At 34.4% G+C, this 16,683-nt stretch carries 14 protein-coding genes; 11 read left to right on the top strand and 3 right to left on the bottom strand.

The window, feature by feature from the left end; genetic code table 11:
- Positions 1-344 precede the first annotated feature (344 nt).
- Entirely contained in the window at positions 345-1,367 is a 1,023-nt protein-coding gene (locus BM183_RS08360; protein ID WP_091686055.1) for a DUF5050 domain-containing protein, read from the bottom strand.
- 186 nt (positions 1,368-1,553) lie between these two features.
- Here BM183_RS08360 and pheA point away from each other — a divergent pair, with 186 nt between their 5' ends.
- The 6 genes from pheA to ilvC all read left to right on the top strand — a co-directional run bounded on the left by pheA (position 1,554) and on the right by ilvC (position 8,720).
- Positions 1,554-2,717, top strand: coding sequence for a prephenate dehydratase (gene pheA, locus BM183_RS08355; RefSeq protein ID WP_242960923.1), 1,164 nt, complete (start codon positions 1,554-1,556; stop codon positions 2,715-2,717).
- Positions 2,718-2,919: 202 nt separating this feature from the next.
- Positions 2,920-4,470 carry a S1C family serine protease gene (locus BM183_RS08350; RefSeq protein WP_170847935.1) on the top strand — a complete coding sequence of 517 codons (1,551 nt, stop codon included), beginning with the start codon at positions 2,920-2,922 and terminating at the stop codon, positions 4,468-4,470.
- A 238-nt stretch (positions 4,471-4,708) separates the two neighbouring features.
- A complete protein-coding gene (locus BM183_RS08340) occupies positions 4,709-5,701 on the top strand; it encodes a glycosyltransferase family 2 protein (RefSeq protein WP_091686051.1) in 993 nt (330 codons plus the stop codon).
- A gap of 33 nt (positions 5,702-5,734) precedes the next feature.
- The gene (locus tag BM183_RS08335; RefSeq protein WP_091686049.1) at positions 5,735-6,694 is read left to right on the top strand and encodes a glycosyltransferase family 2 protein; all 960 of its coding nucleotides are present in this window, start codon (positions 5,735-5,737) and stop codon (positions 6,692-6,694) included.
- A 225-nt stretch (positions 6,695-6,919) separates the two neighbouring features.
- Positions 6,920-7,426 (top strand): acetolactate synthase small subunit, encoded by a 507-nt coding sequence (gene ilvN / locus BM183_RS08330; RefSeq protein WP_091686047.1) that lies wholly within the window; start codon positions 6,920-6,922, stop codon positions 7,424-7,426.
- 283 nt (positions 7,427-7,709) lie between these two features.
- Entirely contained in the window at positions 7,710-8,720 is a 1,011-nt protein-coding gene (ilvC, locus tag BM183_RS08325) for a ketol-acid reductoisomerase (RefSeq protein ID WP_091686045.1), read from the top strand.
- A 244-nt stretch (positions 8,721-8,964) separates the two neighbouring features.
- On the opposite strand, the gene BM183_RS08320 is transcribed toward ilvC, so the two are convergent.
- On the bottom strand, positions 8,965-10,260 hold the full coding sequence (locus BM183_RS08320) for an amidohydrolase family protein (RefSeq protein WP_091686043.1): 1,296 nt from the start codon (positions 10,258-10,260) through the stop codon (positions 8,965-8,967).
- A 140-nt stretch (positions 10,261-10,400) separates the two neighbouring features.
- Here BM183_RS08320 and mutY point away from each other — a divergent pair, with 140 nt between their 5' ends.
- Both mutY and BM183_RS08310 read left to right on the top strand, forming a co-directional pair.
- Positions 10,401-11,567, top strand: coding sequence for an A/G-specific adenine glycosylase (gene mutY, locus BM183_RS08315; RefSeq protein WP_242960921.1), 1,167 nt, complete (start codon positions 10,401-10,403; stop codon positions 11,565-11,567).
- A 111-nt stretch (positions 11,568-11,678) separates the two neighbouring features.
- Positions 11,679-12,338 (top strand): HD domain-containing protein, encoded by a 660-nt coding sequence (locus BM183_RS08310; RefSeq protein WP_091686041.1) that lies wholly within the window; start codon positions 11,679-11,681, stop codon positions 12,336-12,338.
- On the opposite strand, the gene BM183_RS08305 is transcribed toward BM183_RS08310, so the two are convergent.
- Positions 12,339-13,283, bottom strand: a complete 945-nt coding sequence (locus BM183_RS08305; protein ID WP_091686039.1) for a LysR family transcriptional regulator — start codon at positions 13,281-13,283, stop codon at positions 12,339-12,341.
- Positions 13,284-13,534: 251 nt separating this feature from the next.
- On the opposite strand from BM183_RS08305, the gene leuB reads away from it, so the two are divergent.
- The 3 genes from leuB to leuD all read left to right on the top strand — a co-directional run bounded on the left by leuB (position 13,535) and on the right by leuD (position 16,483).
- Positions 13,535-14,617, top strand: a complete 1,083-nt coding sequence (gene leuB, locus BM183_RS08300) for a 3-isopropylmalate dehydrogenase (protein ID WP_091686038.1) — start codon at positions 13,535-13,537, stop codon at positions 14,615-14,617.
- Positions 14,618-14,721: 104 nt separating this feature from the next.
- A complete protein-coding gene (leuC, locus tag BM183_RS08295) occupies positions 14,722-15,987 on the top strand; it encodes a 3-isopropylmalate dehydratase large subunit (RefSeq protein WP_091686036.1) in 1,266 nt (421 codons plus the stop codon).
- A gap of 13 nt (positions 15,988-16,000) precedes the next feature.
- On the top strand, positions 16,001-16,483 hold the full coding sequence (gene leuD, locus BM183_RS08290; protein WP_091686035.1) for a 3-isopropylmalate dehydratase small subunit: 483 nt from the start codon (positions 16,001-16,003) through the stop codon (positions 16,481-16,483).
- Positions 16,484-16,683 lie beyond the last annotated feature (200 nt).

The following is a 16,683-nucleotide window of genomic DNA, read 5'->3' as shown; positions in this document are numbered from 1 at the left end:
CGTAAAATAATAACTTTAATAGAATCATCAAAAGACTGGATTTACATATATAATGATTTAATTTACGAAATTCAAAAATGTCGTTCACAAATCCGCCGCAACCGGAAATATGAACGACAAATGACACGTAACAGAAGAAAATATCACAAAAATTCAAAACCAACTTTATAAGTATATTTAAGTGAATATTTGCAAAAAGCCTATTCTGTTAGGTTTATTTATTATACTCTTTTTTTAAAAAAATGAAAATATAAAATATAAATAATATAATATTTTTCTTGTAGAAATTTGCTATCATCTAAAGTTGACGACATTGAGCGTACGTTCATTAGTAAACTAAATTTTTATTTATAAACAGGCGGATTGAAGGTAGATATTCCATTGGTACCTCCAATAGGAAGATAATAGGTTTTGGTTTCATTAAAATCACTAAAATATACGTTATTACCGGCGATGTGAATTTGTTTATAATTACCGTCCAGAAGGGTATTTACTTCACCTGTCTCTAAGTTCATAATGCAAATCCGGTTATTTTTGGTATCATCAACCTGATAATAAAGATATTTTCCTTCCGGGGATATATTAAAGGTACTGCAGCTATCTTCAACGATAGTTTCCGGATTACTACCGTCCAAATGAATACGTTTAATTTTATAGCTGTCCGATATGGATATAAAATAAATAAAGTTTCCGTTTACCACAGGAGCGTAGGTATTTTCATCCGAGTAAAGGGTATTGGTAGATCCGTCATTTAAGTTCATACTGCTGATTGAATTGGTATTCTCTGTTTTGGAGTAATAAAGAATATTATCCAAAATAGATATTGGTATTATTGGCCGTTTTGAAATTTGTTTTTCTTCACTGCCGTCTATTTTTACTGAATAGAAGGTTAATCCCTCTTCTTTATCATAATGTTGGTAATAAACGTAATTACCGTGAACGTTAATATAGGTACATGGATCATTATACAGCACTTTAATTTTATTTCCTTTTAAATTAGTTCGATAAATTCCGCTATTATTAAATTCAAGAACACCTTTTGAATTGTTTCTTTTTTTGTCATTATGTATGTAATATATGTAATTTCCTAAAACATTAATATGTCCTGCCTTATCTGATGATAACTTTTTGAAGTCAATTCCATTTAAATCCATAACATAAAGGGCACCATCATCTTTATAATTACTAAAGTATATTTTATCATCCAATTGGCTGAACAACCCACCGTTGAAAAGATTACCCGGGGTATTTCCTGAAATATCCTCTTTGTTAAATTTATTCCTTGAAGTGTTTAACCTTAAAATAACTGCTATTGATACAAAGAGCAAAATAAGAATAAGGATGATAATTCTCTTAAGCTTAGGCATATGCTATTTCCTCCTATCATTAGTAAAATATTTTGTAACCAACCTTATTAATTTCTAGCAATATGAAATATTAGGCAATAAATTCTATTCCTATTATAAATCCTTGAAAAGTTTATTGCAATGAATTCTTTATAAGTGTTGCAAAAAGTAAAATAGTTATTTATAATGTGAAAAAGATTAGGCTCAATGCAGAAAGGAACAGGTATGGTTAAAATGATTGATTTGCAGCAGAGCAGGAATGAAATTGATAGAATAGATAAACAAATAGTTTCCTTATTCGAAGAGAGAATGGAAATTGCAAAGGATGTAGCTGCTTATAAGATAAAAACCGGAAAAAAGGTATTAGATAAAGAAAGAGAAAATGAAAAACTCCGTGTTTTACAGGCTATGGCAAGTAATGATTTTAATAAGCATGGTATTACAGAATTATTCACCCAGATCATGTCAATGAGCCGAAAATATCAATACGGATTAATGAGTGCCGGAGAACAGGAACTTCCCTTAAAAGAAATCGAAAGTTTACATAGGGATAAAAAAATGAAAGTAGTTTGTTTTGGAGTAAAAGGTTCCTATACAGAGCAGGCCATGGAGGAATATTTTAATACAGATATTGAATGTTTTTATGCTCCGACTTTTAAAGAAATTATGGAAGTTATTAAAATAGGCGAAGCAGATTATGGAGTGCTTCCTATTGAAAACACATCCACAGGGGGCATTGCTGATATTTATGATCTTCTTGTGGAATATGATAATTATATAATAGGAGAACATGTAGTTAAGGTTCAGCAGGCGTTACTGGGATTACCGGAAGCAAAACTGGAGGATATTAAGAAGGTTTACTCTCATCCTCAGGCACTTATGCAATGTTCCAAATTTTTAGAAAGCCATCACCATATGAGCCCTATTGAATGGCTCAGCACTTCAGACAGTGCCAAGAAAGTTCAGGAGGATCAGGATATTACACAAGGAGCTATTGCAAGTGTAAGAGCTGCAAAATGTTATAAACTAAAAGTTCTGAAAGAGTCCATTAATCACGAAAATACTAATTCTACAAGATTCATAATAATCACGAAGAAAAAAGAATTCATTAAAAATGCAAATAAAATAAGTATATGTTTTGAACTTCCCCATGAAAGCGGATCTTTGTATAACATGTTATCTCATTTTATTTATAACAATCTGAATATGACAAAAATTGAATCCAGGCCTTTAGAAGGCCATGCTTTTGAATATCGTTTCTTTGTTGACTTTACAGGAAACCTTAAAGAACCCAGTGTAAAAAATGCACTGTTAGGAATTCAAGAGGAAGCTATTGGATTTCGAATACTGGGCAATTATCATATGGTATAAAGGTGATAAATAGCAACAAAGCTAACAGTACAAGGTAAAGCATGGTGTAAGATTTCATATTATAGAAAAAGAAAGAATATTATTAGATTCATAATTTTTTCAAAGTGAAATCACAAAGTAGACATAAATTCTTGATAAACTTTGGTTATAAACATTAGAGAAATGAATGAAATATAGCTTTAGTTTGAAAGGAGATATTTGTATGAACGATGAACATAACAATTATGAATCTCAAAATAGTGAGAATGACAATATCCAATCACAACAAAACCAAGATAACAACAGTATTTACCAATTAAATAAGCAGGATTTAGAAAGATTAAATCAAACATATAGGTCAACAGGAGATAATAATTCTTATGAGGAAAAAGGATCTATTTATCGAGGGGAAAATTTAAATAGTGATAAAGAAGATCCTAACAGGGAAAAAACAACTCCTAATATAAAAAAAGAAAATCCTGACAAAGAAGAAGTAACTCCTTATGTAAATATAGAAAATCTTTATGAGAATAATAAAAATTCAAATTCCTATGAAGAGAATCCTGTTAAAATAAAAAAGAAATATAAATTCTTAAATAAGGTTGGTATGGTAGCATTAGCAGGACTGGTTATAGGTACTCTTGGAGCAGCTTCCTTACAGACATATAATTATTTTGGAAAAGGTATTGGTAATTCTTCTTTTGGTGAAACTATAGATGGCAAGAACCTGACAGCAGAAGAAAATGCAGGTAACAGGGATACAGTTGCAGTGGAAGCCAGTACAAAAGGTAAAGTAACCGGAGATGTATCCGAAGTAGTTGAAAATGTAATGCCTTCCATTGTTGCAATTAATTCTTTAGTAACGAATGTATCCAGTGATTTCTTTGGCAGACAATATAGCCAGGAGGTACCTGGTAGTGGCTCCGGTATTATTATTGGACAGAATGATTCTGAAATATTGATTGCAACCAACAATCATGTTATAGATGGTGCTTCTAAAGTAGAAATCATTTTTGCAGATAAGACAAAAGCTTCTGCTAAAGTGAAAGGAACAGCTCCAAATTCAGATTTAGCAGTAGTCTCCGTGGATATTAATGATTTAGAAAAAGATACTATTAAAAATATTAAGATTGCTACATTAGGAAACTCAGATAATACCAAACTTGGAGAAATGGCTATTGCAATCGGTAATGCTTTGGGTTATGGACAATCTGTAACCGTTGGCTATATTAGTGCAGTAAACCGGAAAGTTGATATTGAAGGGGTAAAATTAAACTTAATTCAGACAGATGCGGCAATCAATCCTGGAAATAGCGGAGGAGCATTATTAAATTCCAAAGGTGAAGTAATTGGAATTAATTCTGTAAAATACGTTGATGAATCCGTTGAAAGTATTGGATATGCCATCCCAATATCCAATGCTATACCTATTATCAATCATTTAATGAACCGAACCACCTTAGCGGAAAAAGACAGAGCTTATATTGGGGTATCCGGTGAGGATGTAACAGAAGTGTACTCCCAGGCATTCGAAATGCCTGTAGGTTATTATGTAAGCAAGGTTAAGGAAGGTTCTGCCGCAGAAGAAGCTGGAATAAAAGTTGGAGATATTATTGTGGCTATTAATGATATAAGTATAGAGTCCGGGCAAGAATTACAGGATACTTTAACCTATACAAAAGCTGGTTCTAAAGGCACTATTACGGTAAAAAGTTTGGCAGATGGGAAATATGTCGAAAGAGTATTAGATATTGTATTTGATTATAGACCATAACTTAGATAAAAGTTGAAAGACAATTATTTTGAAGGCACCACCATATGTTTTCAAGAATATGTTTTTCAGGTTGAAAAAACTAATAAAAACACCTATTATTTGTGGAAATATGAAATCTGCAAAGAGATGTGGTATAATGGGTGTCAGAATAAATACATGAACAGAAACTGCTTTGCAGTTTCTGTTGCTGCCAAGGCAGCCATGTTACAAATGTGAATAAAAGGGAGCGGGTGTGAAGATGGAAAAGTCAGCAGCAGAAGAAGGGAACCTTTCTTTAACGGTAGATATAATAATACCGGTATATAAACCGGATCATAGATTTAAACATTCACTAGAACGATTAATAAAGCAAAGTGTAAGACCTAACCGGATTTATTTGTTACAAACTATAGAGGATAATCCGGCAGACCAAACAGAAGAGTCAAGAAAAAGTGAGGAAGATATTATATCCTTAGTTCAAGCATTAAATGATTCTTCTTGTCTTATACAATGTATTCCTATTGATAAAAGTGACTTTGATCATGGTGGTACCAGAAATTATGGTGCCCACCTTTCTGATGCGGATATTATTCTGTTTCTGACCCAGGATGCTGTTCCGGAGGATAAAGAACTTGTCAGGAATTTACTGGAGCCTTTTTGTAACCCTCAGGTTGCAGCTGTTTACGGAAGACAACTTCCAAGAAAAAATGCAGGCATTATAGAGAAATATACCAGAACCTTTAATTATCCGGAAGAAAGCTCTATGAAATCCAAAGAAGATCTTCCAAGGCTTGGAATAAAAACCTACTTTTGTTCCAATGTATGCAGCGCCTATCGAAAAGAGGTTTATGATGAACTGGGTGGTTTTGTAACAAAAACTATATTTAATGAAGATATGATTATGGCAGCTGCAATTATTCAGGCAGGCTATTTTATTGCTTATGCAGCAGATGCAAAAGTGGTTCATTCCCATGAATATACTTATATTCAGCAATTTAAGAGAAATTTTGATTTAGCGGTATCCCAGCAGCAGTATAAAGAAGTGTTTTCTGCTGTAAAGTCGGAAAGTGAAGGTATTAAGCTGGTAAAACAAACTGCAAAGTATTTGGCAGATGAGAAAAAGTATATACTGATTCCTGATTTGATTTTCCAAAGTGGATTTAAATATTTAGGATATCTGGCAGGAAAAAACTATGAAAGAATACCTAAAAACATAATAAAGAAATTAAGTATGAATCCTCATTACTGGTAAAATACTGAAAAACTATAAGAAGGGGTTATACACATGAATAAAGTTAATATCATTATGGCTGCCTACAACGGTGAAAAATATATAAAAGATCAGATCGAATCCATACTTCATAACAGTTTTGAAAACTGGATGTTATGGATTTTTGATGATGGTTCCAAGGATCAAACGGAATCAATAATAAAAAAATATATACAGCAGTACCCTCAAAAAATCAGATATTATAGAAATAATACCAATAAAGGTGTAACACGTAATTTCTTAGAGGGGGTCAAGCTGGTAACCCAGCTAAATAATCAGGAAGAAAATGAAAAAAAACACAATCACTATTATATGTTTTGTGATCAGGATGATGTATGGATGGGGGAGAAGATTTATAAAACCCTAAAACAGATGAAAAAAGCGGAAAAGAGATATGGCAGTGAAAAGCCGGTGGCAGTTTTTACAGATGCTATTGTTGTGGATGAAAAACTTAATATTCAACAATCCTCTTTTTATAAAACCAGTAATTTGAATACCAATCGAAGAGATTTAGCCCATATGCTGATGGAAAATAAATTAATTGGATGTACAATAATGTTTAATGGAGCATTAGCAGATAGATTAGATGTTATACCTAAGAATGCCAGATATCATGATTGGTGGATTGCCTTAATTGCATCTGCTATCGGTCATATTACTTATCTGAAAGAAGGAACCTTACTTTACCGTCAACATGAGAATAATGTAGTAGGAAATCAAAGCTTTTTGACCTATGTAAAGAATAGAATCTCCAATCTTCATAAACAAAAGGAAATACTTGATATAACTATAAAACAAGCAAGGGAATTCTATAACATCTTTGAAAAGGATTTAACCGGTAATAAAAAAGCCTTGGTATATGATTTTGTTCACATAAAAGAAAATAGCTGGTTTATGAGAAGAAAACTTATTCTATCAAAGGGATATTTAAAAACCGGCCTAATCCGAAATATTGGTTTATTACTGTTAATATAAATGCATAATATGAATGCATAGTATATTAATAGGTATAGCATAAACATGCATCATTTGAATATTAAGAAACGTGAAAAGACAGATTAAGTTTTAATATAATAAATAATTATTACTGAATTGGTATAAAAATGAATTAAATTATTGGTATATTCATTATTGACTTTTGGTATTCATATTGTTACAATGTATACAATTTATTTGGCAATGTGCTATGGGGAGGTCCCAATGAAAAAAATGGTGTTGTCAATACTGGTGGATAATACAGCAGGTGTAGTTAGCCGTGTATCTGGTCTGTTCAGTAGAAGAGGATATAATATAGACAGTTTGACAGGTGGTATAACTGAAGATCCTTCCTACTCAAGAATAACTGTTGTGGTAAATGGTGACGATCAAATTTTAGAACAGATTCGTAATCAGTTATTAAAATTAGAAGATGTTCGTGAAGTCAGAGAGTTATTACCGGACGAATCAGTGTGCAGAGAACTTGTTCTGGTAAAAGTCTCAGCAAATGTGAAAGAACGGCAAGCTATTATTGCAATCGCTGATATATTCAGGGCAAAGATTGTGGATGTAGCAGTGGATTCTCTCATGATAGAATTAACAGGTAATAAGAATAAAATAAATGCCTTTCTGAATTTATTAGAAGGGTTTACAATAAAAGAACTTGTAAGAACAGGTATAACCGGTCTTACACGCGGGGCAGGAGATATTGCTGAATACCTGGATGATTAGATGTAATAATCTAAGAGGAAAAAAGAATTTTAAATCTTCTTACATATCGAATCTGTCCGTAAATGTGAGAAACTCGCTAAGCGTGTTTCTCATTGTTTATACCAATTATGTCCATAGGGCGCATATATTTGTCCAGTACATAAAAACACATAGGTATTAATAAATTAAATTTATTTTTTATACATGAACTTTAATAGTTTAAACAAGTAAAGAATCATACTGGTTATTTAGATATGTTTAACACCTATTAAATATAAATATTAATATTAGGAGGAAGTTTAAAATGGCGAAGATATTTTATCAGGAAGATTGTAACTTATCATTATTAGAAGGCAAGACTGTAGCTGTTATTGGCTATGGCAGCCAGGGACATGCACATGCATTAAATGCGAAAGAGTCCGGAGTAAATGTCATTATTGGTCTTTATGAAGGCAGCAGCTCATGGAAAAAGGCAGAAGCTGCAGGATTTCAAGTATATACAGCTGCAGAAGCTGCTAAAAGAGCAGATATCATCATGATTCTTATTAACGATGAAAAACAGGCTAAGTTGTACAAAGAATCTATCGAACCCAATTTAGAGGCAGGAAATGTACTGATGTTTGCCCATGGTTTTTCCATTCATTTTGGTCAAATCATTCCGCCGGCAGATGTAGATGTTATAATGATTGCACCAAAAGGACCTGGACATACAGTAAGAAGCCAATACATAGAAGGTCAAGGTGTTCCTTGTCTTATTGCTGTTCATCAGGATGCTTCCGGTAAAGCCCATGATATTGGTTTAGCATATGCATTAGCCATTGGTGGCGCAAGAGCAGGTGTGCTTCAAACAACATTCAGAGAAGAAACAGAAACGGATTTGTTTGGTGAACAGGCAGTACTTTGCGGTGGTGTTACCCAATTGATGAAGGCCGGTTTTGAGGTGTTGGTAGAAGCAGGTTATGAACCGGAAAGTGCTTACTTTGAGTGCATCCATGAAATGAAATTAATCGTTGATTTAATTAATGAAAGCGGTTTTGCAGGAATGAGATACTCTATTTCCAATACTGCTGAATATGGTGATTATATTACAGGACCTAAGATTATCACAGAAGATACTAAGAATGCAATGAGACAAGTATTAAAAGACATTCAGGAAGGTGTATTTGCCCGTAACTGGTTATTGGAAAACCAAATTGGATGTACAAACTTCTTAGCTAAGAGAAGACAGGAGTCAGAACATCAACTTGAAAAAGTGGGAGCTGAACTTCGTAAAATGATGAGTTGGACAAATAAAGATAAGCTTATTAATAATTAATTTAAGAATTTATCAATAAAATATAAGACCTTCGGGGATATGTATATGTTCCATACTTGTAATTAAGGAAATACTATGGTTTTCATAGTATAATCAAAAGTATCAGAAACATTGTCCATAAACAGGAAGGTCTTATTTTATTAATTCTATCAGTACTGAGTAGTGGTTAATGTTGTTTATGAGAAAGCATTTATCCAATATTTTATTCTGTTAATAAAATATTGATATAGAAGATATTAAAAAGTTATCTTTTTATCTCTGTACCTCTGACAAATCTTTTAGCAATATTATGGCTTGAGCCGTTATAAATGAATTTCTCTAAACGTTCCACCAAAGTAGGGGTTCCGTTCATTTTAAGAGATGAATCATTGATAACCAAGGCATCAAAATCGTAACCTTCTTCAAAACTGCCCACTTTACCAAAGAAGCTACCACCGCCTTTGGTAGCTAAATAAAAGGCTTCAGAGACACTGATTGGAGCATAGTCAGGATGATCTACAAAATACATTTTGGATGCAGTAATACAGTCTACAATGTGTTTGGACATATCAAGAACATGTCCCCCTCCTACATCTGAACCTAGTCCAACTGGTACATTCAGGTTAAGGTATTTTCTAAGAGGCATAATACCACTGGCTAAATTAAAGTTTGACTGAGGACAATGGGCTACATACACTTGGTTTTTTCTAAGCAGCTCTATTTCTGAATCTGTATTATAAACACAATGTGCCATAATCGTTCTGCCAGGCTGAATAAGTCCAAAGTGCTCATAAACCTCTGCGAAACTATCAATATCAGGATGCAGTTCTTTTACCCATGCTACTTCAGAACGGTTCTCACTTAGATGGGACTGAATGGGTAAGTTATATTTTACTGCTATCTCACCTAAGGCCTTCATTAAGGCAGCAGTAGTGCTAGGTACAAAACGTGGAGTCAATATATACTGAACCAAAGGTGCTTCTGTAGTATTATCCTTTGCAAAAGCTTCATATAATGTAGGATCTTCTTCCAAAAGTTCTATGGTTTCCTGAATGGATTGTTCAGTGGTTTCTTGTAATCTTGGAGAAGAATTGCGGTCCATATTTACTTTTCCCACATAAGCCCCTAAACCGGATTCCTTTAGCAATTTAATTAAAAGAGAGGTAGCATCTTTGTGCCTTGTAGCAAAGACACAGGCTCTTGTAGTACCTGCTTCCCATAAATCCTGTATAAAATTCTCATAATGTTCCTTGGCAAACTCTACACTATCAAATTCACTTTCCAAAGGAAAGGTATAATCATTTAACCATGGAAGAAGTTCTTTGCTATAACCAATTCCTGTATTAAGCCATTGCGGAGCATGTACATGAAGATCAACAAAACCAGGGATGATTAATTGATCTCCCATGTCTTCAACGGCTGTGTCCTGATATATTTCCGGTAATTCTTTTGTGAGCAATTTAATCTTACCGTTCTCTACTACTACATACCCATTTTCATACACTTCAAAACGATTCATTTCTTTTGTAAATACAAAATTACCTTTTAAAATTTTAATCATGTGAAGCCCTCCAATACCTAATAATATAGAATTACTTTTCCATCCCAGTAATTATTATACTATTTTTGGGCTATATAATCAAGAAAAGTTGAAGAGAGAAATGAAAAACAACCTTTATAATCCGGATATAATCATATATAATGGTACAAGAAACCGATTTATGTTTTGATATACAAGGAGACGTGAAAGCAATAGGTGTAAAAATGAATTATGATTATTCAGAAACAGTAGAGTTTCTATTAGATTGGTATGACTTAAATAGAAGATTTCTGCCCTGGCGGGAAGAACCAAGACCTTATTATGTATGGATTTCAGAAATTATGTTACAGCAAACCAGAGTTGAAGCAGTTAAGGTATATTTTGAAAGGTTTATAAGTACACTTCCTTCTATAAAAGACCTGGCAGACTGTGAGGAAGAAAAGCTGCTTAAATTATGGGAAGGTCTGGGCTATTATAACCGAGTAAGAAATCTTCAAAAAACAGCTAAGATTATTGTAGAAGAATATAATGGCCAAATGCCGGCAGATTATGATAAGCTTCTCCAGCTACCGGGAATTGGGTCTTACACGGCAGGTGCAATTGCCTCTATATCTTTTCAGATTCCGGAACCGGCAGTGGATGGCAATGTTCTACGGGTTATGAAACGAGTAGCAGGAAGCTTTGATGATATAACTAAAGCCCCAGTGAAAAAGCAGATGGAAAATGATCTGAGGGAGATTATTCCGAGAGACAGGCCGGGAGATTTTAATCAGTCAATAATGGATCTGGGAGCCACTGTATGTATCCCCAATGGAAAACCTCTATGTGATAAATGTCCGATTATCCATCTTTGTAATGGATTTCAAAAAGGTATTCAAATGCTGATTCCGGTAAAGCCTGAGAAAAAACCCAGAAAGATAGAAGACCGAACAATTCTATTAATGGAATTTGACAACCGTTATGCTATTCGAAAAAGAGGCAGCAAAGGTTTACTTGCAAGGTTATGGGAACTGCCAGGTTTAGATGGTAAATTATCTGTAATGGCTGTGGAAGAAATATTACTTAGAGAAGGATACCGGAATTTTACAATACAACCATTAGGTGAAGGAAAGCATATATTTTCCCATATTGAATGGCATATGGTAGGATATCATATTAAATTTATGGAAGTTCCGGATGAAGATATACTATGTAATCCCGATTATGTTGCGGAATATAATGGGTATGAAACGGTTAATACTGATTGTATATGGGTGAGTAAAGAAAGAATTAACAAAGAATTTACATTACCTTCAGCATTTGAAATATATAAAAGGTTTATAGTATAATTCTATAAAATTAATGTAAACAAAGAGTAAGGTTGAAAAACTTTGTTCAACCGGAGATTTGTGCTGTATGCACAGATTCTCCATTCTTTTGAAAGGAGCATAGTTATAAAGATGATTACTTTTAAAGAAATAAAAAGTAATGAACAGATCAAAACTTATATACGTAAGGCAGATGAAGCTTTGGCGGCCCTTGGTTATACGGAGCATAGTTTTGCCCATGTAGGAATGGTAGCAGAAAAAGCAAAATATATATTAACTACCTTAGATTATCCGGAGCATCAAATCCAATTGGCTCAAATCGCAGGTTACATGCATGATATCGGTAATGTGGTAAATCGTGTAAATCATGCACAAAGTGGAGCGGTTATGGCATTTCGTCTGTTGGATAATATAGGAGTAGACCCGGAAGATATTGCAACCATTATATCGGCTATCGGAAATCATGATGAAGATACTGCGTTTCCGGTTAATGAGGTGGCTGCCGCATTAATTCTGGCAGATAAAACAGACGTGCGTTATACCAGAGTCAGAAACAGAGACCTGTCAAACTTTGATATTCATGACAGGGTCAATTATTCTGTAAAAGAAGCAAAAACCACTATTAATGAGGAAAAAACCATGATAAGCCTGGAGCTTACCATAGATACGGATGTTTGCCCGGTAATGGAGTATTTTGAAATTTTTCTCACCCGAATGTTATTATGCAAAAAAGCAGCAGAAAAGCTAAATTTAATATTCAGATTAATAATCAACGGGCAGAAAATATTATAATTACAATTTGAATTGCTGATAGAATTTTATAAACTTCTGAGCTGAATCAGAAAGGTACTTATTGGTGGAAAAAGCAAACCCAACTTCTCTTTTTACTAAGGGAACTTTCAGCGGAATTTCAACTAAAAGACCATTTTTTAACTCTGTTTGAACAAATTCTTTAATAACGCAGGAAACCCCCAGCCCTATCTTTGCAAATTCGATTAGTAAATCCATATTACTAACTTCCAGGATTTGATTGGTTTCTATGTGATTCTTTACAAAATAATCATCAATAAAGATACGGGTCATATTTTTTTCATCCAACAACATAACAGTGGCACTTTTAAAAATTGAAGCAGAAAGCAGAGAGTTTTTCCTGCTTCCTTTTTCTTTTTCTCTTTGATTTTCAGGTAATTCCCTTATTTTTAAGTTATCCAGATAAGCTTGTGTAGTTACAAATATGTCTTCAATCTGCATAACCGGATAAAAATCTAAGTTTTTTCGATTTTCAGGTTTGCCGATAAGTCCAATATCTATTTTTTTATTCTGTAAAAGTTCTAAGGTTTGAAAAGTAGACTGGCATTCAATAGTTATTTTTATGTGTGGATAGGATAGTACAAATTCTTTTAGAAAAGGCAGCAGTATATACTTGCATAAAGTAGTACTGACGCCTATGCGAAGATGTCCGATGCCTAATTGGGTTATCCTTTTTATATTTTCTTCTCCTTGGGATAAAGTATCAAAAGCGGATTTGGTGTATTCATAAAAAAGTGCACCTTCTTCTGTTAATTTTACACCTCTTGAAGTTCTGGTAAATAAAGTAACTCCAAGATCCGATTCTAACCGGCTGATAGCTTTACTAATGGCAGGCTGGCTGATATAAAGTTCTTTGGCCGCATGGGAAATATTTCCCACAGCAGCTACGGTATTAAATATTTTATACTGGGATAAATTTTGTTCCATTGTAGTCTGCCTTTCTTATTTTTTTTCTGCTTGGACGGCTCTGGTTATACAGTCCATTGTTACAGGTACCAATCTAATAGTTTTAATATGAATTTAAGTTATATCAAGTATTCTTAATATGTATTTTAATTATACCAGAAGTTATGTTAAAATGGCAATAGAAAAGAATTTGTATCAGAAATATGGATTGTACTGAGTACAATATTGCTGTCCTTATAAAATGGTGATAAAGCACCGGAATCGAGGTTATTATGAATTATAATATAGCAGTGATACCAGGAGATGGAATTGGACCGGAAATTACAATAGAAGCCAGGAAAGTATTAGATAAAATCGGGGAAAAATACGGACACCATTTTAACTATACCGAAGTATTAATGGGTGGTATATCCATTGATACCTATGGAGTACCCCTGACAGAAGAGGCCCTTGCCGCAGCTAAAAAAAGTGATTCTGTACTACTTGGTGCAGTTGGAGGAAACGTTGGGCAGTCTGATTGGTACAGCCTTCCACCTGATCTTAGACCGGAAGCGGGGCTCCTTGCCATACGAAAAGGTTTGGGTCTGTTTGCGAATATAAGACCGGCTGTTCTTTTTCACCAGTTAAAGGCAGCATGTCCCTTAAAAGATGAAATTATCGGAGAGGGATTTGATTTTGTGGTAATAAGAGAATTAACCGGCGGCTTATATTTTGGTGAGCGGGGTACTACTACAGAGAATGGAATTCGAAATTCCTTTGATACATTAAGATATGATGAAAATGAAATCAGAAGAATTGCAAAGCGGGCTTTTGAGGTTGCAATGAAACGAAATAAGAGAGTATGCAGCGTGGATAAAGCTAATGTGCTTGATTCCTCCAGACTGTGGAGACAGGTGGTAGAAGAAACAGCAGAAGGATATCCGTATGTAGAACTTACTCATATGTTGGTAGATAATTGTGCCATGCAGCTTGTAAGAGATCCAAAGCAATTTGATGTTATTCTTACAGAGAATATGTTTGGTGATATTCTTTCTGATGAGGCAAGTATGGTAACAGGTTCTATTGGTATGTTGGCTTCCGCAAGTTTAGGTGAAACAAAATTGGGCTTATATGAACCTAGTCATGGTTCTGCACCGGATATTGCAGGGCAGAATAAAGCTAACCCCATTGCAACCATTCTTTCAGCAGCTATGATGCTGCGCTATTCTTTTGATCTGGAAGAAGCAGCAGATAAAATTGAAGGAGCTGTGAAAACAGTATTAGAGAAAGGTTACCGTACTATAGATATTATGTCAGAAGGAAAAATATTGGTTGGAACAAAGAAAATGGGCGATTCTATTGTTGCTGAGATATAATAATATTGGCAAGTAAGGAATTTGCTGAATGGAGATTTCTTCTTATCACATGATAGAAAATCATATGTAGCAGGATATAAAATTTTATATAGGAGGATATTCATATGGGAATGACAATGACGCAGAAAATATTAGCTGCCCACGGAGGCCTGGATAAAGTGGAAGCCGGTCAGTTGATTGAGGCTGATTTAGATTTAGTATTGGGAAATGATGTAACATCACCGGTAGCCATTCGGGAAATGGAAAAAATGAATAAAAAAGGTGTATTTGATAAAGATAAGATTGCGTTAGTTCCGGATCACTTTACACCAAATAAAGATATTAAATCCGCAGAACACTGCAAATGCCTCCGTGAATTTGCAATAAACAATGATATTACTAATTATTTTGAAATTGGTGAAATGGGAATTGAACATGCATTACTCCCTGAAAAAGGGCTGGTAGTAGCAGGAGATGTTGTTATAGGTGCAGATTCCCATACCTGTACCTATGGTGCCTTAGGAGCTTTTTCTACAGGTGTAGGAAGCACAGATATGGCGGCAGGGATGGTTACAGGAAAAGCATGGTTTAAAGTTCCCAGCGCTTTGAAATTTGTATTAACAGGAAAACCAAATAAATGGGTAAGCGGTAAGGATATTATACTGCATATTATCGGTATGATTGGAGTAGACGGAGCACTTTATAAATCTATGGAGTTCGTGGGTGATGGTATTGCCAGTTTAACCATGGATGACAGATTCACCATTGCCAATATGGCAATAGAAGCCGGTGCAAAGAATGGAATATTTCCGGTAGATGAAAAAACCATTGCCTATATGAAAGAACATTCCACAAAAGAATATAAAATTTATGAAGCTGATGATGATGCAGAATACGAAAAGACATATGTAATAGATTTAAGTACTTTAAAATCTACTGTAGCCTTTCCGCATCTTCCTGAGAATACAAAAACCATAGACGAAGTGGATAATATTAAGATAGATCAGGTTGTTATTGGTTCTTGTACCAACGGACGTATGGAAGATTTAAGGGCAGCAGCAAAAGTGCTGGAAGGAAGAAAAGTAGCAAAAGGAATGAGAGTGATTGTCTTTCCTGCCACTCAGGCAATCTATCTTCAAGCTATGGAAGAAGGATTATTAGCAACCTTTATAAAAGCAGGTGCTGTAGTAAGTACCCCTACCTGTGGACCTTGCCTTGGAGGTCATATGGGTATTCTGGCAGCAGGTGAAAGAGCAGTAGCTACTACCAACCGAAACTTTGTAGGGCGTATGGGACATGTAGAATCCGAAGTATATCTTGCAAGCCCTGCAGTGGCAGCGGCAAGTGCAGTAACCGGCAAAATATCAGCTCCATGTGAGTTGGGCTTATAGGAAAGGAGATTATATGAAAGCACATGGAAAAGTACACAAATATGGTGATAATGTAGATACAGATGTAATTATTCCTGCAAGATATTTGAATTCATCAGATCCTGCTGAATTAGCAAAAAAATGTATGGCAGATATTGATCCTGACTTTGTCAACCGTGTAAAAAATGGAGATATAATCGTTGCAAAAAAGAATTTTGGCTGCGGTTCCTCCAGAGAACATGCACCCATAGCAATTAAAAGCGCCGGTGTTAGCTGTGTTATAGCCGAAACCTTCGCAAGAATCTTTTATCGTAACGCGATTAATATCGGTCTTCCTATCATTGAATGTCCGGAAGCTGCCAAAGCTATTAAAGCAGGAGATGAAGTAGAAGTTGATTTTGACAATGGTATGATTTACAATTTATCAAAAGGAACCCGGTATCAAGGCCAGCCATTCCCTGAATTTATGCAAAAGTTAATACAGGCAGGGGGCTTAATTAATTATATAAATAGTTAATATAGAGAAGATAACCGCAGTTATGCAGATATTATTTCATATGCAAAAAACTGTGGTTTTTCTTTTTGCTATAAATGAAATTCATGATTTTTCTCATTAAACAAAAATTATTCGGATTAAAAAATAAAGAACCTTTCTAAAAATCAGTCCTAAAGCCCATATATCCAGGGACGTAAACAAGTTTTACCTTCAGAGGTTTT

The organism is Anaerocolumna aminovalerica, assembly GCF_900115365.1.
In the GTDB taxonomy this organism is placed as follows: Bacteria; Bacillota; Clostridia; order Lachnospirales; family Lachnospiraceae; genus Anaerocolumna; species Anaerocolumna aminovalerica.
This window is presented reverse-complemented; position numbering and strand designations above follow the sequence as displayed.

What these genes read in the sequence shown, in the direction of transcription:
- BM183_RS08360 (WP_091686055.1), bottom strand. Translation starts at nt 1,367, where the DNA reads ATGCCTAAGCTTAAGAGAATTATCATCCTTATTCTTATTTTGCTCTTT.
- pheA (WP_242960923.1), top strand. Translation starts at nt 1,554, where the DNA reads ATGCAGAAAGGAACAGGTATGGTTAAAATGATTGATTTGCAGCAGAGC.
- BM183_RS08350 (WP_170847935.1), top strand. Translation starts at nt 2,920, where the DNA reads ATGAACGATGAACATAACAATTATGAATCTCAAAATAGTGAGAATGAC.
- BM183_RS08340 (WP_091686051.1), top strand. Translation starts at nt 4,709, where the DNA reads ATGGAAAAGTCAGCAGCAGAAGAAGGGAACCTTTCTTTAACGGTAGAT.
- BM183_RS08335 (WP_091686049.1), top strand. Translation starts at nt 5,735, where the DNA reads ATGAATAAAGTTAATATCATTATGGCTGCCTACAACGGTGAAAAATAT.
- ilvN (WP_091686047.1), top strand. Translation starts at nt 6,920, where the DNA reads ATGAAAAAAATGGTGTTGTCAATACTGGTGGATAATACAGCAGGTGTA.
- ilvC (WP_091686045.1), top strand. Translation starts at nt 7,710, where the DNA reads ATGGCGAAGATATTTTATCAGGAAGATTGTAACTTATCATTATTAGAA.
- BM183_RS08320 (WP_091686043.1), bottom strand. Translation starts at nt 10,260, where the DNA reads ATGATTAAAATTTTAAAAGGTAATTTTGTATTTACAAAAGAAATGAAT.
- mutY (WP_242960921.1), top strand. Translation starts at nt 10,401, where the DNA reads ATGGTACAAGAAACCGATTTATGTTTTGATATACAAGGAGACGTGAAA.
- BM183_RS08310 (WP_091686041.1), top strand. Translation starts at nt 11,679, where the DNA reads ATGATTACTTTTAAAGAAATAAAAAGTAATGAACAGATCAAAACTTAT.
- BM183_RS08305 (WP_091686039.1), bottom strand. Translation starts at nt 13,283, where the DNA reads ATGGAACAAAATTTATCCCAGTATAAAATATTTAATACCGTAGCTGCT.
- leuB (WP_091686038.1), top strand. Translation starts at nt 13,535, where the DNA reads ATGAATTATAATATAGCAGTGATACCAGGAGATGGAATTGGACCGGAA.
- leuC (WP_091686036.1), top strand. Translation starts at nt 14,722, where the DNA reads ATGGGAATGACAATGACGCAGAAAATATTAGCTGCCCACGGAGGCCTG.
- leuD (WP_091686035.1), top strand. Translation starts at nt 16,001, where the DNA reads ATGAAAGCACATGGAAAAGTACACAAATATGGTGATAATGTAGATACA.